At 64.8% G+C, this 21,325-nt stretch carries 18 protein-coding genes; 13 read left to right on the top strand and 5 right to left on the bottom strand.

Annotated features, from left to right (window positions below; genetic code table 11):
- Positions 1-407 precede the first annotated feature (407 nt).
- Both YU9_RS43240 and YU9_RS0133415 read left to right on the top strand, forming a co-directional pair.
- The gene (locus YU9_RS43240; protein ID WP_084299160.1) at positions 408-569 is read left to right on the top strand and encodes a DUF2934 domain-containing protein; all 162 of its coding nucleotides are present in this window, start codon (positions 408-410) and stop codon (positions 567-569) included.
- Positions 566-751 (top strand): hypothetical protein, encoded by a 186-nt coding sequence (locus YU9_RS0133415; RefSeq protein ID WP_027576674.1) that lies wholly within the window; start codon positions 566-568, stop codon positions 749-751. The genes YU9_RS43240 and YU9_RS0133415 overlap by 4 nt, the downstream gene beginning before the upstream one ends.
- A gap of 337 nt (positions 752-1,088) precedes the next feature.
- Here YU9_RS0133415 and YU9_RS0133410 read toward each other — a convergent pair whose 3' ends face one another.
- Positions 1,089-2,876 carry a peptide ABC transporter substrate-binding protein gene (locus tag YU9_RS0133410; RefSeq protein ID WP_027576673.1) on the bottom strand — a complete coding sequence of 596 codons (1,788 nt, stop codon included), beginning with the start codon at positions 2,874-2,876 and terminating at the stop codon, positions 1,089-1,091.
- 287 nt (positions 2,877-3,163) lie between these two features.
- Between YU9_RS0133410 and YU9_RS0133405 the strand changes: the two genes are divergently transcribed.
- The 9 genes from YU9_RS0133405 (at position 3,164) to YU9_RS0133365 (ending at position 12,208) form a co-directional block, all read left to right on the top strand.
- Complete coding sequence (locus tag YU9_RS0133405; protein ID WP_027576672.1) at positions 3,164-3,958, top strand: MetQ/NlpA family ABC transporter substrate-binding protein; 795 nt, start codon at positions 3,164-3,166, stop codon at positions 3,956-3,958.
- A gap of 134 nt (positions 3,959-4,092) precedes the next feature.
- Positions 4,093-5,127, top strand: coding sequence for a putative FMN-dependent luciferase-like monooxygenase (locus YU9_RS0133400; RefSeq protein WP_027576671.1), 1,035 nt, complete (start codon positions 4,093-4,095; stop codon positions 5,125-5,127).
- Between the two features lie 33 nt (positions 5,128-5,160).
- Positions 5,161-5,775 (top strand): CMD domain protein, encoded by a 615-nt coding sequence (locus tag YU9_RS0133395; RefSeq protein ID WP_084299159.1) that lies wholly within the window; start codon positions 5,161-5,163, stop codon positions 5,773-5,775.
- Positions 5,772-6,347 (top strand): alkylhydroperoxidase domain protein, encoded by a 576-nt coding sequence (locus YU9_RS0133390; protein ID WP_027576669.1) that lies wholly within the window; start codon positions 5,772-5,774, stop codon positions 6,345-6,347. The genes YU9_RS0133395 and YU9_RS0133390 overlap by 4 nt, the downstream gene beginning before the upstream one ends.
- 58 nt (positions 6,348-6,405) lie before the next feature.
- Positions 6,406-7,563 carry an ABC transporter substrate-binding protein gene (locus tag YU9_RS0133385; protein WP_027576668.1) on the top strand — a complete coding sequence of 386 codons (1,158 nt, stop codon included), beginning with the start codon at positions 6,406-6,408 and terminating at the stop codon, positions 7,561-7,563.
- Positions 7,564-7,619: 56 nt separating this feature from the next.
- Positions 7,620-9,443: an ABC transporter permease gene (locus tag YU9_RS0133380; protein WP_027576667.1), complete on the top strand. Its 1,824-nt coding sequence runs from the start codon at positions 7,620-7,622 to the stop codon at positions 9,441-9,443.
- A complete protein-coding gene (locus YU9_RS0133375; RefSeq protein WP_027576666.1) occupies positions 9,443-10,291 on the top strand; it encodes an ABC transporter ATP-binding protein in 849 nt (282 codons plus the stop codon). Before YU9_RS0133380 ends, YU9_RS0133375 begins: the two co-directional genes overlap by 1 nt.
- Complete coding sequence (locus YU9_RS0133370; RefSeq protein WP_027576665.1) at positions 10,288-11,028, top strand: ABC transporter ATP-binding protein; 741 nt, start codon at positions 10,288-10,290, stop codon at positions 11,026-11,028. The genes YU9_RS0133375 and YU9_RS0133370 overlap by 4 nt, the downstream gene beginning before the upstream one ends.
- 103 nt (positions 11,029-11,131) lie before the next feature.
- Complete coding sequence (locus YU9_RS0133365; RefSeq protein WP_027576664.1) at positions 11,132-12,208, top strand: HoxN/HupN/NixA family nickel/cobalt transporter; 1,077 nt, start codon at positions 11,132-11,134, stop codon at positions 12,206-12,208.
- 26 nt (positions 12,209-12,234) lie between these two features.
- Here the strand turns inward: YU9_RS0133365 and YU9_RS0133360 are convergent, their stop codons facing one another.
- The 3 genes from YU9_RS0133360 to YU9_RS0133345 form a co-directional block, all read right to left on the bottom strand.
- A complete protein-coding gene (locus YU9_RS0133360) occupies positions 12,235-13,749 on the bottom strand; it encodes an ATP-binding protein (protein ID WP_027576663.1) in 1,515 nt (504 codons plus the stop codon).
- A gap of 106 nt (positions 13,750-13,855) precedes the next feature.
- Positions 13,856-14,662, bottom strand: a complete 807-nt coding sequence (locus YU9_RS0133355; protein ID WP_371259235.1) for a YkgJ family cysteine cluster protein — start codon at positions 14,660-14,662, stop codon at positions 13,856-13,858.
- 476 nt (positions 14,663-15,138) lie between these two features.
- A complete protein-coding gene (locus YU9_RS0133345; RefSeq protein ID WP_027576660.1) occupies positions 15,139-16,203 on the bottom strand; it encodes a ketopantoate reductase family protein in 1,065 nt (354 codons plus the stop codon).
- A 726-nt stretch (positions 16,204-16,929) separates the two neighbouring features.
- Here YU9_RS0133345 and YU9_RS0133340 point away from each other — a divergent pair.
- Complete coding sequence (locus tag YU9_RS0133340) at positions 16,930-17,997, top strand: alpha/beta hydrolase (RefSeq protein WP_027576659.1); 1,068 nt, start codon at positions 16,930-16,932, stop codon at positions 17,995-17,997.
- A 37-nt stretch (positions 17,998-18,034) separates the two neighbouring features.
- On the opposite strand, the gene YU9_RS0133335 is transcribed toward YU9_RS0133340, so the two are convergent.
- The gene (locus tag YU9_RS0133335) at positions 18,035-18,514 is read right to left on the bottom strand and encodes a MarR family transcriptional regulator (RefSeq protein WP_027576658.1); all 480 of its coding nucleotides are present in this window, start codon (positions 18,512-18,514) and stop codon (positions 18,035-18,037) included.
- A gap of 508 nt (positions 18,515-19,022) precedes the next feature.
- Between YU9_RS0133335 and YU9_RS0133330 the strand changes: the two genes are divergently transcribed.
- Positions 19,023-20,600 carry a porin gene (locus YU9_RS0133330; protein WP_027576657.1) on the top strand — a complete coding sequence of 526 codons (1,578 nt, stop codon included), beginning with the start codon at positions 19,023-19,025 and terminating at the stop codon, positions 20,598-20,600.
- Positions 20,601-21,325 lie beyond the last annotated feature (725 nt).

The following is a 21,325-nucleotide window of genomic DNA, read 5'->3' as shown; positions in this document are numbered from 1 at the left end:
CAGGGCGTTTATCGGGATAGTCCGTAGGATGGGTAGAGCTTTTGCGAAACCCATCACGCTCTACGTTCGGGTAGCATCGATGGGTTTCGCTTCGCTCTACCCATCCTACGAGCTTCAATTTCGACGTCCACCGCCAGCCGAAGGCCTATGGGATGATCGTCGAGCGGACGGGCGTGACGACAATGGCGGATGGGACGCCGGTGCCGTCGAAGGGGAGCCGAGGCCAGCCGCAGGTTCGCCGGTCATAATGAATTCCGCCCGGCGGCGCAGGCGCGCAGGAACCCTTGCCTATGGTCGAAGATTGACTCCGCGGGCCAGCGTCGCCGCCGATGGCTGGCCTGCACGGCCCCCCTCCAAGCCCCCCGTACCCCCAGGGTGGGGCCGTGCTTCCAACGCAGGAGGTGCAATTGTCCGAGCCGACCGAGCAAGCCATCCGAGAACGCGCGCACCAATTGTGGGAGCAGGCCGGCAAGCCCGAAGGCCGCGAGGAGGAGTTTTGGCACGCGGCCGAGCAGGAGCTGCGCAACGAGGACAAGTCGAACACGATGCGGACGCCGGATACGCTGTGACCGACAAGACTTGCCCGTTCTGCCAGGGTCTTGGATGGGTCTGCGAAAACCATCCGCTCCGGGTCTGGAGCGAGAAGCTGGGCGGCTGCCGCTGCGGCGAGGGCATGCCCTGCGCCTGCAACACGGCCGAAGATCCTGAAATCAGAGTGGTGATCGTCGAAGCGGATACGACGTGGCACTAGCCGCGCCGGCTCGAAATGGTGGTGCGTAGGATGGGTAGAGCCCTTGCGAAACCCATCATGCGTCCGCATTCGAAATATATGGATGGGTTTCGCTTTGCTCTACCCATCCTACCGAGCCTGCAAAAAGAAAAGCCGCCGGGTTCTTCACCCTGGCGGCGTCGCATAGTCCGTAGCTGTTGATCGTCTTCCCAGCCTCGTGCGTACCGCCGTTACCTTGTTTGCGGCCATGCCCGATTTTTGTAAGGGAAGGCACGTGATTCTGCTGTGATCTGGAGCACACAGTGGAAGGGATTCCACGCTATGCGAGCTGGATACGAGAATTCTCGCCGAGCTCCCCTCAGCTCCGATACCACGCCGCCAGATTCCAGGTAATGGTGTCCCAGCCCGAGATGTCGATCATCAGATTGTTGGCGCCGGCGTTGACGATGTGGCGCGAGAGCAGCGGCAGGAACACGTGGGCCTCGCAGAAGATCTCGTCCACCTTCATCAGCAGCGCGGCGCGCTTGACCGGATCGAGCTCGTTCTGCGCCGCCTTGTAGGCCTTGTCGGCTTCGGGATCGGAATAGCGCGAATTGTTGCGGCCGAGCCATTTATTGTCCTTGGTGGCGATCTCCCAGGACACGCACTGGTTCAGCAAGCGCTCCGGATCGGGCTGCGGCTGCGTCGTGTTATACATCTCCATGTCGGCATAGAATTTCGAATAGGTGTCGGGATTGCCGACATCGGAGGAGAAGAACACCGATGCGGTGACCGCCTTGATCTCGATCTCGATGCCGGCCTTCTGGCAGGCCTGCTTGATGATGGCCTGGGTCTTCTGCCGCGGGGCGTTGGTCGAGGTCTGGAACACGTATTTGAGCTTCTTGCCGTCCTTCTCGCGGATGCCGTCGGCGCCCCTGGTCCAGCCGGCCTCGTCGAGGATCTTGTTGGCCTTGTCGATGTCGAACTCGTATTTCAGCTTCGGCGACTTGAACTGTTTGGGCGCGTTGACGAAGCTCGCGGTTGCGAGGGCGCCGCGGCCGTAGATGAATTTCTGGATCGAATCGCGGTCGATCAACAGATTGATCGCGCGGCGAACGGCGGGATCGGACAGCGTCGGATGCTTGGTCTTTACGCTCGAACGCTCGCCGTCGACCTCGGTCCAGGGGTCCGTCGTGTTGAGGATGATGAACTCGACATTGCCGGAAGGCGTGATGTCGAGCTTGCCTTTGCCGCCCGCCTCCATGCGCTTGAGCACCTCCTCCTCCACCTGCATGTTCCAGGCAAAGTCGTATTCGCCGGTCTGCAGCACGGCGCGCGCCGCAGACACCGCGTCGCCGCCGCCCTTGACCTCGAGCGTGTCGAAATGCGGCTGGTTCTTGATGTGATAGTCGGGATTGCGCTCGGCGCGGATCAGGTCGCCCGGCTTGAACTCGACGAATTTGTACGGGCCGGTGCCGACCGGCTTCAGATTGCCCGGCGCCTCGCGCGACTTGGCGCCGACATAGTCGCCGAAATGATGCTTTGGCAGGATCATCCCGACCGAGCCGACGAACGGGTCGGCCCAGAACGGCGTCGGCGCCCGGAAGATCACCTTGACGGCGTGATCGTCGATCTTCTCGACCTTGATGTCCTTGTAGGACCCCGTGGTGTAGGCCGCGGTGGCGAGGTCGGCGGCATACTGCCAGGTGAAGACGACGTCGTCGGCGGTGAAGGGCTTGCCGTCATGCCATGTCACACCCCGCTTCAGCTTCCAGATCACGCTCATGCCGTCGGCCGCAAGGCCGCCGTTCGCCTTGGTCGGAGCCTCGGCGGCAAGGCAGGGGATGAGATTGCCGTCCTTGTCCCAGCCGGCGAGCGGCTCGAAGAAGACGCGCGATGCGATCTGGTCCTTGGTGCCGAGCGCGAAATGCGGATTGAGCAGGGTGGGCGCCTGCCAGAGCAGGAGCTTGAGCGTGCCGCCGCCGCCGGCCTTGGTCGGCTTGTACGGCAGCGTGGCGTCCGCCATCGCCACGTCGTGCCAGACCAGGATCTGGCTGGCGATCGGTGCTGTGATTCCGACTGCGGCCATGGTTCTGATGAACGAGCGTCGCGACAATTTGCCTTGCTTCACCTCCGCGACCAGATTGCGGATCTCGTTCTCGTTCATCGGATGACCTCCACCACGTCGTCACCGGCTCAGTGCGCGCTAACTCAGCACGTCCGGCGTGGTGGAGTCAAAGAGGGGGCGGACGCTCCGCCACGGTTGCGCAGGGGCTGCGCCGCTTTGCCGCGATGCCGTCACGCTTCGGGGGGCACGTTGCCGCCGCTCCGCATTCGTTTCGCAATTGAGGTCGATTGGAGAAGGGTTGCCCGCGACGGCCAGCCAATATGGATTTCCATTTCATTGATTTCGCAGCGCAGAAAAGGGAATACGGTTCCGTTGCCGCAGACTCCATGGAGACCAAGATGTCGTTTCGCCTCCCCCTGATTCTCTCCGCCGTGCTCGCCGCGTGGTCGGCCGGAGCTTCAGCCGAGACCATCAAGATCGGCGTGACGCCAGGACCGCACGCGCAGATCCTCGAGGCCGTGAAGCCGATCGCCGCCAAGCAGGGGCTCGACATCCAGCTGCTCGAGTTCTCCGATTACGTGGTGCCGAACGCCGCGCTCGATGCCGGCGAGATCCAGGCCAATTCGTTCCAGAACCAGCCCTATCTCGACAACCAGAAGGCCGACCGCGGCTACAAGATCGAGGCCGTCGGCCTGACCGTGAACTTCCCGATCGGCGTGTATTCGAAGAAGCACAAGGCCTTCGCCGATATCCCCGAGGGCGGCAAGGTCTCGATCCCGAACGACCCAACCAATGGCGGTCGCGTGCTGCTGCTGCTCCGCGACAAGGGCGTGATCAAGCTGAAGGACGGCACGGGCTTCAAGCCGACGGTGCTCGACATCACCGAAAACCCCAGGAAGCTGAAATTCATCGAGGTCGACGCTGCGCAGGCCCCGCGCGCGCTCGACGACGTCGACGCCGCCGCGATCAACACCAATTATGCAACTCAAGCCGGCCTCGATCCGGTCAAGGATCCCATCCTGCGCGAGGATCCGAAGGGTCCCTACGTCAACCTGATCGCCGTGCGCACCGCCGACAAGGACAAGCCCTGGGTCAAGATCCTCGTGGACAGCTACCACACGCCCGAGGTCAAGGAGTTCGTCTTGACCAAGTTCAAGGGCGCGGTGCTGCCGAGCTGGTAGGCAGTCTGCCCGCGTAAAGTCCATGTAAGGGCGATCCGGCGGGCAGCCTTGCGTATGAGCCTTGCGCAATGCCCGCTTGTCTGGAGCTGCGGCAACCGACATCATCGGGGCCCATCCTCGCCGACAGGGGTCGTATGAAACGCTTTGCAAACCTGAAACGCCTGGGCTTCTTCACGCGGCTGCTCGACGAGGCCCCGGCCTCCGAGCGATATCGCTTCGCGGCCGAGCAGATCGTCCGCGCCGAAAAGGCGGGCCTCGATTCCGCGTGGATCGCGCAGCATCATTTCCACGAGCGCGAGGGCGGCCTGCCGTCGCCGTTCACCTTCCTGGGTTACGTCACAGCCCAAACCTCGCGCATCCGCCTCGGCACCGGCATCGTCACCCTGCCGCTGGAGAACGCGGTGAGGGTGGCGGAGGATGCCGCGGTGCTCGATCTCATCTGCAACGGTCGTTTCGAGCTCGGCGTCGGCACCGGCGGCAATCCGTCGGCCTTCGCCGCCTTCGGCCTCGACAGCGCCCAACGCAATGAGATCTTTGCGCGCAATCTGGAAATCGTCCGCAAGGCGCTGACCGGCAAGCCGCTCGACGGCGGCGACACGCTCTATCCGCAGCGGCCGCAATTGGACAAGCGGATCTGGCAGGCGACATTCTCGGTTGCCGGCGGCGCCCGGGCCGGCAAGGCCGGCGATGGCCTCCTGCTCTCGCGCACCCAGCCGCGGGCCAAGGAGGCGCCGAAGGCCACGCTCGCCGAGATCCAGAACCCGATCATCGATGCCTATCTCGCAGCGCTGCCGCCGGGCTGCGAGCCACGTATCATGGCCTCGCGCAGCGTCTTCGTCGCCGACGACCATCGCGAGGCAATGCGCCTCGCCGACATCGGACTGCGCCGCGCGCTGCCGCAATTCATGAAGGGCGGACACCTTCCCCCGGGCGAGACGCTGGAGGAGATGATCACGGCGTTCGACACCCATGTCGGCGGCGCCGATGAAGTCATCGCCTCGCTTCGCACCGATGCCACACTGGAACGGGTGACGGATCTCGTGTTCCAGGTGCATTCGGTCGATGCGCCGCATCCTTATGTACTGCGCTCGATCGAGCTGGTCGCCGACAAGGTCGCGCCGGCGCTGGGCTGGACCCGGACGGTGCCCAACGTGGCGCTGGCGGGCTAGCCGCGATTTTACGGAATTGGATGAGGCTGAATGATGAGTACACAAGACATTATCGACACGCTCGCCGGGATCGCGCCGGGCTCGGCTCTCGATGCCATCCGCGGGCGCCGCCCGCAGGCGCGCGAGAACGCGCAGAAGAGCTATCTCGCCCTGTTCGAGCCGACCGACGCCGGCGATTTTTCGCTCGCCGAACGCGCCGCGGTCGCGGCCTTCGTGACCGGGCTCCATGGCGTGTCCCCCGTCGCCGCCTTCTATGGCGAGAAGCTTGCAGCGAGCGCGGATGCCGCGGCGCTGGTCGAGCCGATCAAGTCCGAGATCGAGCGCGGCAAGACGTCGGGCCCATACGGCGCCTTTCCGGCCGGACCGCTGTCGGTCGATAACGAGGCCGGGCTGATCTATCGGGTGAGCGCGGAGCGCAAGCCCGTCCTCGGCCCTAGGCTGATTGCCGCGCTCGAACATGCGCATCTGCTGGTCTTCCACCCGCGCGATGCCGCGTCCGCCGACATGAAGGCGCTGCTGGCCGCCGGCTGGTCGACCACCGGCATCGTCACGTTCTCCCAGCTCGTTGCGTTCCTGTCGTTTCAGGTGCGCGTCGTGAGCGGCTTGCGCACGCTCGCCGCGGCAAGCGCGCAGGAGGTCGCATCATGAGCACCGTCAATCCGCCTGTCGTTTTCACCCAGGACGAGCTTGGCTGGGTGTCGTGGATCGACCCGCTGCCCGAGGCCGAGCTGACGGAACGGCACTTCGCAGGTCTCGTCGATCGCGCCCGCGCCAAGTCGGAATATTTCCGCCTTCTGGTGCGCGACCCCGAGGTGCTGGAAGCCCGCACCAAGACCGACAAGGACATCTTCTACAACACCGCCGACGGCCTGCCGCGCGCCGAGCGCGAGCTCGCAGCGGCTGCGACCTCGCGTTACAACGGCTGCATCTATTGCGCCTCCGTGCATGCGCGCTTTGCCAGCACCTATTCCAAGCGCCGCGACGACGTGCAGCGCCTGCTCGACGAGGGCGTCGATGCCGATCTCGGCGAGCGCTGGAATGCGGTGGTCAAGGCCTCGGTCGCATTGGCCGCAACGCCGATCGCGTTCGGGCCTGACAATATCGCGGAGCTGCGCCGCGCCGGTCTCGACGATGCCGAGATCGTCGACGTCATCAACGGCGCCTCGTTCTTCAACTGGGCGAACCGGCTGATGCTGTCGCTCGGCGAGCCCTCGAAATAGGCAATCTCACCGGCACAAGAATTGCTGCTTGTATCAACTAAAGTGGATGGAGCCGTGCATGAGCAACATCGATCGCCGTACCCTGGTCAAAGGCTCGCTCGCCGCCATGATGGCCGGAGCGGCCTTCTCGCGCGCCGCCTTCGCGCAATCGTCCGAGCCGATCCTGCTCGGCGTCAGCGGACCCCTCACGGGACCGAACGCGCAATATGGCGCCCAGTGGAAGCAGGGTTTTGATCTCGCGCTCGACGAGATCCACGCCGCCGGCGGCATCAATGGCCGCAAGCTCGCGTACCAATTCGAGGACAGCCAAAGCGATCCGCGCCAGTCAGTGGCGATCGCGCAGAAATTCGTCTCCGATCCCCGCATCGTCATGGAGCTTGGCGACTTCTCCAGTCCCGCCTCGATGGCGGCTTCGCCGATCTATCAGCGCGGCGGCCTCGTGCAGTTCGGCTTCACCAATTCGCATCCTGATTTCACCAAGGGCGGCGACTTCATGTGGAGCACGTCCGTAAGCCAGGCCGACGAGCAGCCGCTGCTGGCGTCCTATGCCGTGAAGCGGCTCGGCCTGAAGAAGCTCGCGGTGCTGCACCTCAACACCGATTGGGGGCGCACCAGTCGCGACCATTTCGTCAAGGCGGCGAAGGAATACGGCGCCGAGATCGCTGTCACCGAGGGCTACATCGCGGAGGAACGCGACTTCCGCTCCACGTTGGTGCGCGTGCGCGATGCCAATCCCGACGGGCTGATCCTGATCTCCTATTATTCGGACGGCGCGCTGATCGCGCGCCAGGCCCGCCAGGTCGGGCTGAAGCAGACCATCTGCGCCGCAAGCTCGGTGTACTCGCCGAAATTCCTGGAGCTCGGCGGCGAGGCAGTCGAGGACGTCCATCTCGGCACGCGCTATTTCCCGGAAGATCCGCGGCCCGAAGTGAAGAAGTTCATCGCGGGCTTCAAGGCCAAGTACAACGGGCAGGAGCCCGACGCCTTCAACGCCTATTCCTATGACGCGATGAACATGGCCGCTGCCGTCCTCAAGATCGGCGGCATCGACCGCCGCACCATCCGCGACGCCTTTGCCAAGGTGAAGGACGTCTCCAGCGTCATCTTCGGCCAGGCGACGTTCGACGTCGAGAGCCGCCGCGTCAAGGGCGCGATGAACGCCGAGCTCGTCGTGCGCAAGGGCCAGTTCGCGCTCTGGGACGGCAAGCCGACCTGACCTGATAGCCGGAGCGCTCGCTCCGGCCGCTTTCCTTCTTACGCGGGGATCATCGCTTGTCTTCCTGGCTTGACTACACGATCAACGGGCTGATCGTCGGCAATGTCTATGCCCTCGTCGCAGTCGGGCTCGCGTTGATCTTCGGCGTCAGCCGGCTGATCAACTTCGCGCAAGGCTCGATCTATCTGGTCGGTGCCTATATCGGCTGGGTCGCGGTGGTGCAGCTGCATACGCCGCTGCCGCTCACCATCATCGTGGTCGCGGCCGCCGCCGCGCTGGTCGGATTGATCATCGAGCGGTTCGGCCTGCGTCCGCTGCAGAATTCGGTTCGCATCGCGCCGCTGCTCGCGACGATCGGCATCAGCTTCGTGCTCGATCAGCTGGTGATGCTGACCTTCTCGCCCAACCCGCGCGCGCTGCCGAGCCAATTGCCCGACGTGCGCTTCCAGCTCGGCGGCGGCACGATCGGGCCGCTTGATCTGCTCATCGCCGGTGTCGGCATCACCAGCGCGCTGTTGCTGTTCGTGTTCCTGCGCTACAGCAAGCTCGGCTGGGCCGTGCGCGCCGCCTCGCAGGATCGCGACGCCGCGATGCAGATGGGTGTCGATGTCAACCGCGTCAATCAGGCCGTCTTCGGCATCGCGGCGGCGCTCGGCGGCGTCTCCGGCATGCTGGTCGGCATGTACTACAACCAGATCGACACGGCGATGAGCCTTCAGGCGACGCTGAAGGGCGTCGTCGCGGAAGTCGTCGGCGGCGCCGGCAATGTGCCGGGCGCGGTGATCGGCAGCCTGCTGCTCGGATTAGTGGAGAGCTACGGCGTCGCCGTGTTCGGCACCAGCTACCGCAATCTGTTCGCCTTCCTGCTTCTCGTCGTCGTGCTGGTGCTGCGCCCAAACGGCCTATTCGCCAGCGCCCGGCAGGCGCCGCCCGAGCCGCTCACCGGCACCTTCATCGCGCCGAGCCGCCCGGTGCGCATTCCGCGTTGGGCGTTGGCTGTCGCTGCCGCTGGCTTCGCGATCCTGCCGTTGTTCCCTGTGTCCTTCTACGTGCTGCAGACCCTGATCAATGCCTGGTTGCTCGGCATGCTCGCCCTCAGCCTGACGCTGGTCGCGGGCACGATAGGGCAGGTCTCGCTTGGACACGCCGCGCTGCTCGCGATCGGCGCATATACGTCGGCGCTGCTGTCGCTGGCGCTCTCCGTCCCTGTCGGCCTCGCCGTGATCGGTGGCGGCCTGATGAGCGCGGCGCTCGGCACGCTGCTGATCTCGCCGTCCTTCCGGCTGCGCGGGCACTATGTATCGATCGCGACCCTGGCGATCGGCGAGATCGTGTCGCTGGTGATCCTGAACTGGGAGAGCGTCACCCGCGGCCCGATCGGCATCTCCGGCATCCCGCCGCTGTCGCTGTTCGGCTACGACCTGATCAGCCCATCCTCGGTCTACTGGTTCAGCCTTGCGGTGATTGTCGTGCTGGCGCTGCTGCAGGGGCGGCTGCTCACCTCGCATCTCGGCCGCAGCTTTCGTGCCATCCGCGACGACGATATCGCCGCGCGCGCCTATGGCCTCAGCCTGAACCGATACAAGTCGCTCGCCTTCATCTTCGGCGGCTTCGCCGCCGGCGTCAGCGGCGGCATCGCCGCGCATCTCTACTCCTACATCAACCACGAGACCTTCAACACGCAGCAATCCATCCTGGCGCTGACGGTCGTCATCCTCGGCGGCCTCGGCAATGTGGTCGGAGCGATCGTCGGATCTGTCGCGCTGGTCGGCCTGCCAGAGGTCTTTCGGATCGCGGCGGAGTATCGCATCCTGATCTACGGCATCGTGCTGCTGCTGCTGGTGCGGTTCAGGCCGCAGGGCCTGTTGGGGACGATCTGATGGGGGAGCACCTTGACTCCATGCTGTCCCTGCGCGGGCTGACGCGCCGCTTCGGCGGCCTCACCGCGGTCGATGCCATCGACCTCGACCTCGCCAAGGGCGAGCTCATCAGCATCATCGGCCCGAACGGCGCCGGCAAGACGACGCTGTTCAATCTCGTCACCGGGCTCGATCGCCCCGACGCCGGCACGGTTCGTTTCGAAGGCCAGGACATCACGGGGCTGTCGCCGGAGCGGCTCGCGGCCGAAGGCATCGCGCGCACCTTCCAGCTCGGCCGCGTCTTCGGCAATCTCAGCGTCATGGACAACGTCCTGATCGGCGCGCATACGCGGCTGCGGGCGGTGAAGCCCGCGGTGCCGGTGATCGGCCCGCTGCTCGAACTGGGCCTGGCACTGCTTCGTCCCTCGAGCGTCAAGGCGGAGGAGGAGCGGCTGCGTGAGGAGGTGAAGGCGATCCTCGCAAGATTCGGCGAACGGCTGCTGCCGCGGATCGACCAGCCCGCCTATAGCCTGTCCTACGCCAACCGCCGCCGCGTCGAGATCGCGCGTGCGCTCGCGCTGAAGCCGCGCCTATTGCTGCTGGATGAACCGACCGCCGGCATGAACCCGACCGAGACCGCGGAGATGCAGGCGCTCGTCGCTGAATTGAAGGCGAAAGGGCTGACCATCCTCCTGATCGAGCACAAGCTGGAAATGGTGATGCGCCTGTCCGACCGCGTCATCGTCATGGACGAGGGCAAGAAGATCGCGGAAGGGCGGGGCGAAGAGGTGCGGAGCGATCCCAAGGTGATCGAGGCCTATCTCGGTCACGGCCTCACCGGAACGGCGGAGCAGGAGAGCGCGGCATGACGAATTCTTCGCCCGAGCCGCTGCTGGCGCTGTCCAACGTCAACACCTTCTACGGCCAGGCCCAGGTGCATTTCGACCTGTCGATCACGGTCGCGCGCGGCCACATCGTCTGCCTGCTCGGCGGCAACGCCAGCGGCAAGTCGACGACGATGAAGATCATCCTTGGCCTCGTAAAGCCGCGCTCGGGCGAGGTGACGTTCGACGGCGCCTCGCTGATCGGGCTCTCCACGCCGCAGATCGTCCGCCGCGGCATCGCCTCGGTGCCGGAGGCGCGGCGGCTGTTCGCGGACATGAGCGTGCGCGAGAACATTTTGATGGGCGCCTTCGTGCGCAACGACCGCGATGCGGTGGCGCAGGATCTCGACAGGATGCTGACGCTGTTTCCGAAGCTTGGCCAGCGGCTGGCGCAGCGCGCCGGGTCCTTGTCCGGCGGCGAGCAGCAGATGGTCGCGATGGCGCGCGCGCTGATGAGCCGGCCCCGCATGATCGTGATGGACGAGCCGACCATGGGCCTGTCACCGCTCTATGTCGATCGCGTGCTGGAGCTGATCCGCACCATCAATCAGGAGGGCGTGTCGGTGTTCATGGTCGAGCAGAACGCCAGCCTCGCGCTCGAGATCGCGCATGAAGCCTATGTGCTCCAGACCGGCAGGATCGTGCTGTCAGGCCCGGCGCGCGCGCTGAAGGACGATCCACGGGTGCGCGATGCCTATTTGGGTGGTTCCGAGGCGGCCTAGCTTTGCGGAAGACGTGTTTGGGATGTCTGGAATTGCACTGGTCAGTATGACCATCCTGTGAAAAGATCTTACCGGTGACGCGACGAGGCGTGCAACGGACGGAATGGTTGTCGTGACGAGATGGTCTTTGCGGGCGGTCGAGCCCGGCGTGGCGTTGCTGTTCGGCGGGCTCGTCGCCGCCAATATTGCCGCGTGGGCCTGGGCCTTCGCGCTGTTCGGCGACCGGCCGACGGTGATGGCGACGGCGTTGCTGGCCTGGGTGTTCGGTCTGCGTCATGCCGTCGATGCCGACCACGTCGCCGCCATCGACAACGTCGTGCGCAAGCTGATGCAGGCGGGTGGCGCGCCGCGCAGCGTCGGCCTCTATTTCGCGCTCGGCCATTCCACCGTGGTCGTGGTCGCGACCATGCTGCTGGCCCTCGGCGTGGTCAGCCTCGGCGGCGACAGCCTGCTCAAGGAGATCGGCGGCTTCATCGGCACGTCGGTGTCGGCGCTCTTCCTGCTCGTGATCGCGGCCATCAATCTCGCCATCTTTGCCGGCCTGTGGCGGACGTTTCGTGCGGCGCGGGAGCAGGGCGTTCACGACGCTGCGCAGCTTGACGCGCTGCTTGCCAGCCGCGGGTTGCTGGCGCGGCTGCTCGGCCCGATGTTCCGCCTGGTGACGAAGCCGTGGCATATGTATCCGCTTGGATTGCTGTTCGGGCTCGGCTTCGACACCGCAACGGAGATCGGCCTGCTCAGCATCTCCGCCAGCGAAGCCGCGCGCGGCGCTTCGCTCGCCGATGTCCTGGTCTTTCCCGCGCTCTTTGCGTCAGGCATGGCGCTGGTCGACACTGCCGATTCCGCGCTGATGGTCAGCGCCTATCGCTGGGCCTTCGTCGATCCCCTCCGGAAGCTCTGGTACAATCTCACGATCACGGCCGCCTCGGTCGCGGTGGCGCTGTTCATCGGCGGCGTCGAGGCGTTCGGCCTGATTGCGGACCGGCTCGGCCTCTCTGGCGGCATGTGGGCGGTGGTCGACGGCCTCAACGAGTCGCTGGCGAATGTCGGCTTCGTCGTGATCGCGCTGTTCGCGATCGCATGGCTCGTCTCGGTCCTGCTCTATCGCCGCATGTTCGCTGATGAGGCGCGTCGTTCGTCCGATGCAGGCCGCGGATTCGGTGCGACCGAGGCGGCGTGAGGATGGGACGCCTCTGAATCCGCAGCTCAGAGCGAAGCCGCGCTCGCTACCTGCTCCACCGGCAAATCATCGCCATTGGGATCGCCCGGCGCCGTCGCCCAGGCGAGCTCCACCAGCGTCACGATCCGGCGTCCGCCGCCGTCGAGCTGACAGACGATCAGGCCCTGCTCCTCCATATAGCTGAGCAGCCGCTGCGCGCGGCGCAGCGAATGCGAGCCATAGGCGCGCGCGATCGCGGCATCGCCTGGGCACGGCCAGCCTTCTTTCGCCGCGCGCGCGATCATCATGAACACGCCCTGCATGTCGTCGGGCAGGATCGAGGCGCGCAGCGAGACGTCCTGCCAGGCGTCGTCTTCAGTGAGATCAGTGCCGAGACCGGCGCGCGCATGCGTCAGCATGCGGCGGAATTCGTTGAGATCAGGCACCGCCGCGCCGAGCCCCTCGATGCGGCAGCGGACCACGAATTCCTGATAGAGCACGCCGATGGCGCGGAAGCCGGCGTCGGGCTCGGCCAGCACGGCGCGCAACGTGCGGTCGACACGTTCGCGCCGCTCCGCGAGCTCTTCGGCGCTGACCGGCACCTCGACCAGCTCGGGCCGGATCTCCGGCGTGGCGGCGGCTTTCGCCGCCCGGAGCTGCTCCAGCAGATCCGGCGCGGGCCGGCGCTGCGGTCGGCTGGCATCCGGCGGCGGAGCCGCCAGGATCACGGCGCGCGCATCCTCCAGCGTCGCCTCCGGCAGCGGCATCAGCCGGGGCGTGGAATTGCGCGGGCTGGTGTCGGTCGGCCCGATGTTCAGACGCAGCGGCCGGCGCGACAGCGCAGGTCCCAGCGCCATGAACTGGCCGCGCTCGAGATCGCGAAAGGCTTCCGCCTGCCGCCGCTCCATGCCGAGCAGATCGGCGGCACGCGCCATGTCGATGTCGAGGAAGGTGCGGCCCATCAGGAAGTTGGAGGCTTCCGCCGCCACGTTCTTGGCAAGCTTCGCCAGGCGCTGGGTCGCGATGATGCCGGCAAGGCCGCGCTTGCGGCCGCGGCACATCAGATTGGTCATCGCGCCGAGCGACAGCTTGCGCGCCTCGTCCGAGACTTCGCCGGCCACCGCCGGCGCGAACAGCTGCGCTTCGTCGACGACGACGAGCATCGGATACCAATGGTCGCGGTCGACGTCGAACAGGCCGCCGAGGAACGCCGCGGCGCGGCGCATCTGGTTCTCGGCGTCGAGGCCTTCGAGATTGAGCACGGTGGAGACGCGATGCAGCCGCGCGCGCTCGCCGGCGACCTGAAGGCCGCGCTCGGTGTGGTCCTCGGCCTCGATCACCAGATGGCCGAAGCGCTCGGCGAGCGTCACGAAGTCGCCTTCGGGGTCGATGATGGCCTGCTGTACCCAGGGCGCGCTCTGCTCCAAGAGCCGCCGCAACAGGTGCGATTTGCCGGAGCCCGAATTGCCCTGCACCAGGAGGCGGGTCGCCAGCAGTTCCTCGAGGTCCATGGCGGCCGCGGCGCCTGCCGTGGTCTGCCCTATCTCGATCGCAACCGTCATGTCCCCGACTCAAGTCCCCATCATTGGCGGACAGGGGCTTATCAATCCCGCCGCGGCGCGTCGAGCGGGCTAGGGACGAATCGTGCCGTGTTGCCCACGGACGCGTTCAGGCGTGATTGGATTGCCGTAGAAGTGCGGGCCGATAGGGCGCTTGCGGATCGTCGTCCTCGTTCTCGGGGATCGCGCAGGAGCCGAATTCCTGCCGGATCCGCTCAATCTCGGCGATTCGCTCGTGCAACCGCTGCAGATGCTCCGGCGACGTCGCCTTCCAGAATCGGAAAGTGTCGGTCGTGAGCGGCAGGAACGCGGTGCCGAACGGCGTCGGCTCGGGAACGATGGTACGTCCAAGCAACAGGAAGCGCTCGGTGCCGGAGACGACGAGAGTGCCATAGCCCCGGTTTCCGATCCGTCTGATGCCGTTCAGCGACCATTCGGCGAGCTTGCTGAAATACGGCTCCTCGCGCCAGCGCTCCGGGCAATCGTCGTCGACGGTGACATTGACGGCGTCCTGGCTGAAATGCACCACGAGGCCGGCTTTCTCGGGAAACCACTCGTCATCGAGATGGCCCTGCAGCCAGGCGCAGGCGAACGATCGGCACATCTGCGGGCGGCGGTCGTAAATGGTGCATCCGGTCCCTTTCTGCCAATGCCGGCAAAGCTGGTTCACCGGCTTGTCGACGGCGGCCACTTCGAGGATATCGCAGCAGGCGTTGCATGAGCCGCACTGCCGGGCGGGACGCGCCGCCTTCGGCAGGCCGGTCGCGCGAAAGCCCTGGCCGTCGCGGACCAGGAGCTTCTGCTTCTCCAGCGCGGTCAGCGCACGTTCGATCTTGAGACGGGATAGTCCGGTGGCGTCGATCACGCCCTTCATCGTCGTCGCGCCTGCCTCGACCGCGCGGACGACGCTCTGCATCGCCTGATCCATTTTTGTTGTTCTTGTTCTCTTAGCCGTGCAATTGCGATCGCGCCGGACAACAGACCGGCAAACAGGTCTCAGAAACCTGATTTAGGAAGGTATGGTGCTCGTCTCTTTGTGGCTGGGCAAGAAGCCGTACCCGTTCTGCGCGCATGCAACGTTTGCGCGAATGAAGGACCTGCACGTGAAGGAGCTCATTTCGCGCCGAAATCGGCTTGCTTTGCCCGCGAAGTGCCGGGATATGACGAACGGCATGCGGTCGTCTCACGCGTTCGTGATATCAGTGGTTCGCGCGTGAGCGCGATGTGAGGGCGACCCGATCGCGTGGACCTGAGGACTATCGTTGAGTTTGCGCCACACCGGGAACAATGACGCACGTCGGCTCGGACATCGCGACCTGGTCACGCGCACCGGCGCGGTCGCGGCGACCGGCCTGGTCTGGCTTCAATCATCTCCGAGCGCGTGGCGCGAAGTCACTGCGCGCCGGATCCGCCCTGCACGATCTTCTCGTTCAGCTTCTGGTCCACGGTGTCGACGGTGCGGTCGATCTCGGCGTTGGGCACGCCGAGCTGATGCGAGATCAGCTTCACCAGGAGGTCGACGCGCTCGATGAAGGGCGCGCCGCTCGCGACCGCGCGCGCGGCCGAGGACGGCTTGAGCAGGCTCTCGGCGGCTTTGGCATATTTCGCGAACGGCACCTGGTCCTGCGGATCGGCGCCGAGGCGGCGGGCGATCGCGTCGACATGATCGTAGATCGTCTGCGAGCGGTTGAGATCGCCATGCACGGCGTCGCGGATCGACTGCGGCTCATTGGGCGTGATGCAGCGGTAATTGCCGGTGAGCAACATCGACCATTTCGCCAGCGGCACGAACAATGAGTCGAACACTTTCAGCTTCACCGGCACGTCGTGGCCGTCGAGCGTCACCGCGTCGATGTCGGCCTCTAGCTCGCGCAGCAGCTTGTTGTGCTTCTCGTCGGCAAAGACCGATGCCTTGAAGTTGGTGGGAAGGCCGACGTGAAGCACGTTGGCGGCCTCTTCCGGCGGACGGAACGCTTGCGGGTCGGGCGAGCACAGCGTCACCAGGCCCGGCTCGAACCGCTCCCACACCTGCGCATTGGTGTAGGCCTCCTCGAGATCCATGTCGGCGAGCGCCGGAATCCGCTTCAGATAGGGCAGCGGCGGCATGTTCATGATCGAGAGGCACGGCAGCTTCGCCGCGGCGATCTTGACCATGAGAACGCGCACCGTGTGGTTGGTGTATTGCGGCTCCTGCATCGCAAGGCCGACCAGATCGTAGCGGGAAAGATCGACATTGGCGGGCGTCACCGCATCGAGCTTGCCGGGAAGGTCGCGCGAGAAGATGGCCCGATGCACCGCCTCGTCGCGCAACTTGATGCGCACCTCGGTACCGTCGCGATTGATCAGCTCTGCGGTCTTGGCGCGGCAGACCAGGGTCACGTTGTGCCCGGCCATCAGCAGCTTCGTGCCCAGCAGCGAGCCGTAAGAAGCCCCGAGAATCAATATGTTGCGCGCCATGTTTCGTCCCCTGGAGATGTCATGTGATTGTTGATGATTCTTGGTGCCCCGGCCGTGGTCCAAGGGCGAGTTGCCGGCATGTAAGGCGAACTACGCGGCAATGGCAACTGGGATAATGCATACAAGGCGGCGTCGAAATTCCCGCGTCGTTCGCAATTTGGCGGCCTTTGGGGCCGTCAAAGCTGCTCCTCGCGCTCCAGCCTCATCCTGAAGGCCCTGCCAGAGGCAGGCGTCTCGAAGGATGCGCCGCAGAAGTCCACTCTCAACCGCGATGGCTTTCCGGCCCGCCAGGACAGGCAAACCGTGCGGCTACGTTTCGCGTGCCGGCGGTGACCAGGTGACAATCCGCCACAACTGCCGCTGAATCGCCGCAGCCTCTTCTGTCATCAAGGCCATCTATATTTTGGGCGCCGGTCGCGAAAAAAACTAACAACCGGCGAGCGCAAAAAAATGGCAGAGTGGTGCGGGGCACAAACTGAGGATCAGCAACGGACTGAGGTGTGACGACTGAGTTGAGCCGGCGGGGACGTCGTATCGAGACCGGCTCGCTTGAACGATGGAGCGTTTTGTCTGGCAGCTTCGCTGCGCGATGGAGAGACGAAACGATCGTCGGGATGGAAGCCGCCCCGCCAAAGACGCCAGCGAACGCACGCCGTGCGGATTTTTCGCTGCGTCCCGGCCATCCATGTCTGGGCAGCCGCTGAGGGCTCCGTTCGGGGAATAGACATGGAAGGTGATAACTGGCCTCACGGCTCGCGCGACGGCGCCGGTCGCAATCTGTCGCGCTTGCGCAACCGCGCGTCCGAATTTTTCGAGAGTCTGTCGGTCGCAGAACTGGCGAGGGAGACGCACAGGCAGCGGTGGGTTGCGGACTGGTTGCGGATCGCAGACGATTACCGGCTGTCTGCCACGTCCGCGCGCGAAGAAGATGGTCCGGCCCGGGGTGAAGCGGGGCTGTGCTCGCTGACGGCGCTCGAAGTCGCGCGGAGCTTGTCCTGTCCGGAGGATCCCGCGTTTGCCGACCTCGCAGGCAAGGTCGGCGCCAATCTCAAAGGACTTGTGGATGGTGCTGGTCCGGTGATCGAGCGCGTCGAGATCGATGGCTTCGATCAGGGATCGCTGACCGGCTTCTTTGTGCCGGCTTCCCGTCGCGGGCCTAGGGCCCCCGCAGTGATCTGCATCGGTGACGAGGGCATCATGCTGGACTCGATGGTGAGCAGGCTGTTGCCGGCCACACGCGGCGGGACCGCATCGCTGCTCTTCGTCGGTGCCGGCGCTTCAACCGTTCGTCGCCGAGTCAAGCCGGAGCACATGTTTCAGTGCTGGCTGGACTATCTGGAGGCCCGCGAGGATGTCGATCCGCAGCAGATCGCGGTCTATGGCGAAGGGACGGGCGCCAGTTATGCCTCCCGCCTCGCTGTGTCCGACCGCAGGATAGCGGCGGCGGTGTGCGACGCCGGCCTGTTGACGTCAGTCACGCGTCGCGCCTCGGTCCATTGGATGACCGGCCTCGATGAGACAGCCTCGACAGTGTCGTTGCAGCCGTCGCATCGAATCGCTTGCCCGCTTCTCATGGTGGTCGGGAGCCGCTCGATGCTGCGGGAGCAGGAGGCTCTCGAATTGCAGGCCAGCTATCGGCGGGTTGGCGCCGATTGCTCGGTCGTCGTGCCGAACCGCGTTCCACACCCTCTGGGCGGAGTCGAGAATTTCATCGCGGTCGACGATTTCATCGTCCAATGGCTCGACGGCAAGCTCGGAGCGGTCCGGCAGTTCGATCCCGTGACCTACCTCTAGCGCATGATCCGGGCCGGAAAGCGCCGGGCCCAGCGGATCATGAAGCGTCGATCGCCAGTAATCGTGCCGCGAGCCGGGCATTCTTGGCGATCGTAGCGAGCGCGGCATTCAGTCCGGTCAGGGTCTTCTCGTCGAGCTCGTTGAACATAGTCGAATTGAGCGCGAGCTTTCGCTTGGACAATTTCTCGATCTCCGTTGTCGCCTTTGCCGTGAGCGACATCAGAACGAACCGGGCATCATCGGCCGCCGGTCGCCGCGACAGAAACCCGGCCTTTTCGAGCGTCTTGGTCTGGTTGGTCACGAACGCCGGGTGGACCCGCAACTTGTTCGCGATGTCGATGCCGGCGACGCCGCGCCCCTCGTCTAGTTCGGTGATGGCCATCAGGATCAGCCATTGCGGCTCGGTGATGCCCAATAGTCCAGCCCAGCTGGTGTGGATGTCCTCCAGCTGGGAATGAATTTCCATGACGTTCCAGATGAAATCCGTAATCGCCCTGTCGAGCTTCTTCTCGAGCACGTGGCCCCCCGTTCGATTTCTTTGATCTTTTTGCGGAGAGTAACGGAAAATTGAGCAGCCGTCTCGCCTGTCGCGCACGATTTGGCGGTGCAAATGCTGCATATTAGAAAGCGAGGGAACCTTCAGTGCTTGCAAAAATCAATTAATTAAACTACGTGTCGGCCGCTCACTCTTTGCGGCTCTTGACCTTGTCGATGGTCAGCGATGTGAGACCTCCAAGAAAGCCCTCGGGATGCCCCCTGAGGGCTTTTTCGTTTGTTTTCCGCATCCAACAGCGCAGTCTGTTGCCTTCGGGCCACATTCGCTCCGGGAAACGACAATTCACCAAATCAACAAATTGAGGCGGTTGTTTTTATAAACTATATGTGAGGAACGACGGAGGGGGGGCACCTCGCTGTCGTTTCAGTCCGGACCTTCAGTGCGGACCTGAATTGAACGGAAATGATAGTGGGTAAAGCGGCGGTCCTACGAGGAGCCGAGCCCCCTGAACCGACCTGGAGGTTTACTAATGAAGTTGACGAAGACGCTCTTTCTCGGCTCGGCAGCCGGCCTGATGGCCGTCTCCGGTGCGTTCGCAGCCGATCTTCCCGTGAAGGCCAAGGCGGTCGAATATGTGAAAATCTGCTCGCTGTACGGTGCCGGCTTCTACTACATCCCGGGCACCGACACCTGCATCAAGCTGGGCGGCTATCTGCGCGCCGACGCGAACCTCAACACCAACTCGGACTTCAACCCGAACCAGAGCGGTGTTGCCGGCGCCCGCAACCGCCTCGCGAACTACTACACCTTCCGCGCTCGTGAAGACCTGAACATCGACACCCGCACCGCGACCGAGTACGGCGTGGTCCGCACCTATTTCGATGCGGTCTTCACCTGGACCACCGGCAACTATTCCGGCACCGGCAGCGCGACCGGCGCCACTGCCTACAGCAGCACGCTTGCGCTCAACACCTCGGGTGCGACCCCGGCGCTGGTCGGTTCGTCGATCAACCCGACCGACGGTGGCACCTCGGGCGGTGCGCTCGGCGTGTACTATGCCTTCATCCAGTTCGCCGGCTTCACCATGGGTAAGGCCGTGTCGCAGTTCGACGCGCCCTGGACCAACTATCCCGGCAACCTCACCGACAATCTCGTCGGCGGCAGCGGCACCGTCACTGGCGTCACCCAGTTCACCTACACCGCCGATTTCGGCCAGGGCGTGACGGCCTCGTTCTCGGCGGAAGACGCCACGGCTTACTATCAGGCGGGCAACCTCAACATGACCGGCGCGACCGCGGGCGGCATGATCGGCGGCTCGTACGGCTCCAACGCCATCGGCGGTTCGCGTTCGCCGAACCTCGTCGCTCAGGTCCGTGTCGACCAGGCCTGGGGTCTGTTCCAGGCGTCGGTCGCTGCGCATGACAACCACGTTGCCTATTACGGTGCGACCGAGGCGACCGGTCACCCCGACGACAAGTGGGGCTGGGCGGTTCAGCTCGCTCTGTCGATCAAGAATATCCCGACCGGCGCGGGTGACACGATCAACATCCAGGGCGTCTACACCGACGGTGCGACCCGCTACAATTTCCAGAACCTGTCGGGCAGCACCTACTCGCTGTTCGGCAGCTCGAGCCTTGCGGGTGCCTATGGCAGCATCGGCTTCGCCAACGCTCCTGACACGGTGTTCATCACCGGCTCGCAGCAGGAGACGGTCAAGACCTGGGGCTTCCGTGGCGCTTACACCCACAACTGGGATCCCAACTGGAACAGCGCGCTCTACGGTGCCTACGCTCAGGCCCAGTTCGGCACGCTTGCCAAGACCGCGCTCTGCGGCGCCGGTGGTGCGGGCGGCGTGTTCGGCGGCCTCGCCGGTGTCACGGGTTGTAACCCTGACTTCGCGATCGGCCAGCTCGGTATCGTCACCCGCTGGACCCCGGTCAAGAACCTGACGTTCTCGGCCGACCTCTCCTGGACGCACCTCGACCAGAAGTATTCTGGCACGGTTGCCGTCGCCCCGTCCGGCGCGACCGCCAAGCCGGCCGCGATCTACCAGCTGAAGGATCAGGACTCGATCGCCATGATCCTCCGCGCTCAGCGCAACTGGTAAGATCCGTCGAAGCACGCGAACGAACACCCGGCGGGAAACCGCCGGGTCTTTTTTTATTGGATGAACGTTACTGCGCAGCGCTGTTCGTAGCCTCCCGTAGCCCGGATGGAGCGAAAGCGTAATCCGGGACCGGTTGCCCGGCATCTCGCACTGTCCCGGATTGCGCTGCGCTCCATCCGGGCTACGCCATCGTGCCCTGTGTCGCCCTCTGTCAATCCCATCGCATAAAAATATTCCGCTTTACCGAAATTCGGATTTGTCGTATGTAGCGCCCATCCCGGCTCAGTCTTGAGGGGCGATCATGTGGTCGTCATTGTCGCGAGCCGGGCTTGCGGTGGACGCGGCAGCGTCGGCATGAGAGGTGCGGGCCGGGCGGGTAGTCCCTGTGAGCTCGCGGCCGCGTGCGGACGAACGGCGCTGCTAGGCTTCGTCTCGTTTGTAAGTTTCCGGCTCCGTCGACAGGGCCGGGAAAACTGCGGCGAAATGGCGGGCCGTGCGTACGGCAAAACCGTGTGGTCCTGGCCGTCGTTGCTACGGTCAAGCTCTTGCGGAGGCGGCAGTCGCGTCAACCGGCGCGGGTGCCGGTGACTTTCGCGGGAGTGAGGGAGGCCAGAAGGAACTCGGCTCCCGGGAGAGCACGGCATAAGCCGTCCGACCATCGCGCAGGGAAGGCCGAGTGATTGGCACCACCTGTATGCTGCTGTGCGGTTCTTCCTGCGTGTGCT

Origin of the sequence: Bradyrhizobium sp. WSM1743, assembly GCF_000473065.1 — a bacterium.
GTDB lineage: Bacteria > Pseudomonadota > Alphaproteobacteria > Rhizobiales > Xanthobacteraceae > Bradyrhizobium.
The sequence above is the reverse complement of the archived record's forward strand: the minus strand, read 5'-3'. Positions and strand labels throughout refer to the sequence as shown.

What these genes read in the sequence shown, in the direction of transcription:
- YU9_RS0133410 (WP_027576673.1), bottom strand. Translation starts at nt 2,876, where the DNA reads ATGAACGAGAACGAGATCCGCAATCTGGTCGCGGAGGTGAAGCAAGGC.
- YU9_RS0133405 (WP_027576672.1), top strand. Translation starts at nt 3,164, where the DNA reads ATGGAGACCAAGATGTCGTTTCGCCTCCCCCTGATTCTCTCCGCCGTG.
- YU9_RS0133400 (WP_027576671.1), top strand. Translation starts at nt 4,093, where the DNA reads ATGAAACGCTTTGCAAACCTGAAACGCCTGGGCTTCTTCACGCGGCTG.
- YU9_RS0133395 (WP_084299159.1), top strand. Translation starts at nt 5,161, where the DNA reads ATGAGTACACAAGACATTATCGACACGCTCGCCGGGATCGCGCCGGGC.
- YU9_RS0133390 (WP_027576669.1), top strand. Translation starts at nt 5,772, where the DNA reads ATGAGCACCGTCAATCCGCCTGTCGTTTTCACCCAGGACGAGCTTGGC.
- YU9_RS0133385 (WP_027576668.1), top strand. Translation starts at nt 6,406, where the DNA reads ATGAGCAACATCGATCGCCGTACCCTGGTCAAAGGCTCGCTCGCCGCC.
- YU9_RS0133375 (WP_027576666.1), top strand. Translation starts at nt 9,443, where the DNA reads ATGGGGGAGCACCTTGACTCCATGCTGTCCCTGCGCGGGCTGACGCGC.
- YU9_RS0133370 (WP_027576665.1), top strand. Translation starts at nt 10,288, where the DNA reads ATGACGAATTCTTCGCCCGAGCCGCTGCTGGCGCTGTCCAACGTCAAC.
- YU9_RS0133365 (WP_027576664.1), top strand. Translation starts at nt 11,132, where the DNA reads ATGGTTGTCGTGACGAGATGGTCTTTGCGGGCGGTCGAGCCCGGCGTG.
- YU9_RS0133360 (WP_027576663.1), bottom strand. Translation starts at nt 13,749, where the DNA reads ATGACGGTTGCGATCGAGATAGGGCAGACCACGGCAGGCGCCGCGGCC.
- YU9_RS0133355 (WP_371259235.1), bottom strand. Translation starts at nt 14,662, where the DNA reads ATGCAGAGCGTCGTCCGCGCGGTCGAGGCAGGCGCGACGACGATGAAG.
- YU9_RS0133345 (WP_027576660.1), bottom strand. Translation starts at nt 16,203, where the DNA reads ATGGCGCGCAACATATTGATTCTCGGGGCTTCTTACGGCTCGCTGCTG.
- YU9_RS0133340 (WP_027576659.1), top strand. Translation starts at nt 16,930, where the DNA reads ATGGAAGGTGATAACTGGCCTCACGGCTCGCGCGACGGCGCCGGTCGC.
- YU9_RS0133330 (WP_027576657.1), top strand. Translation starts at nt 19,023, where the DNA reads ATGAAGTTGACGAAGACGCTCTTTCTCGGCTCGGCAGCCGGCCTGATG.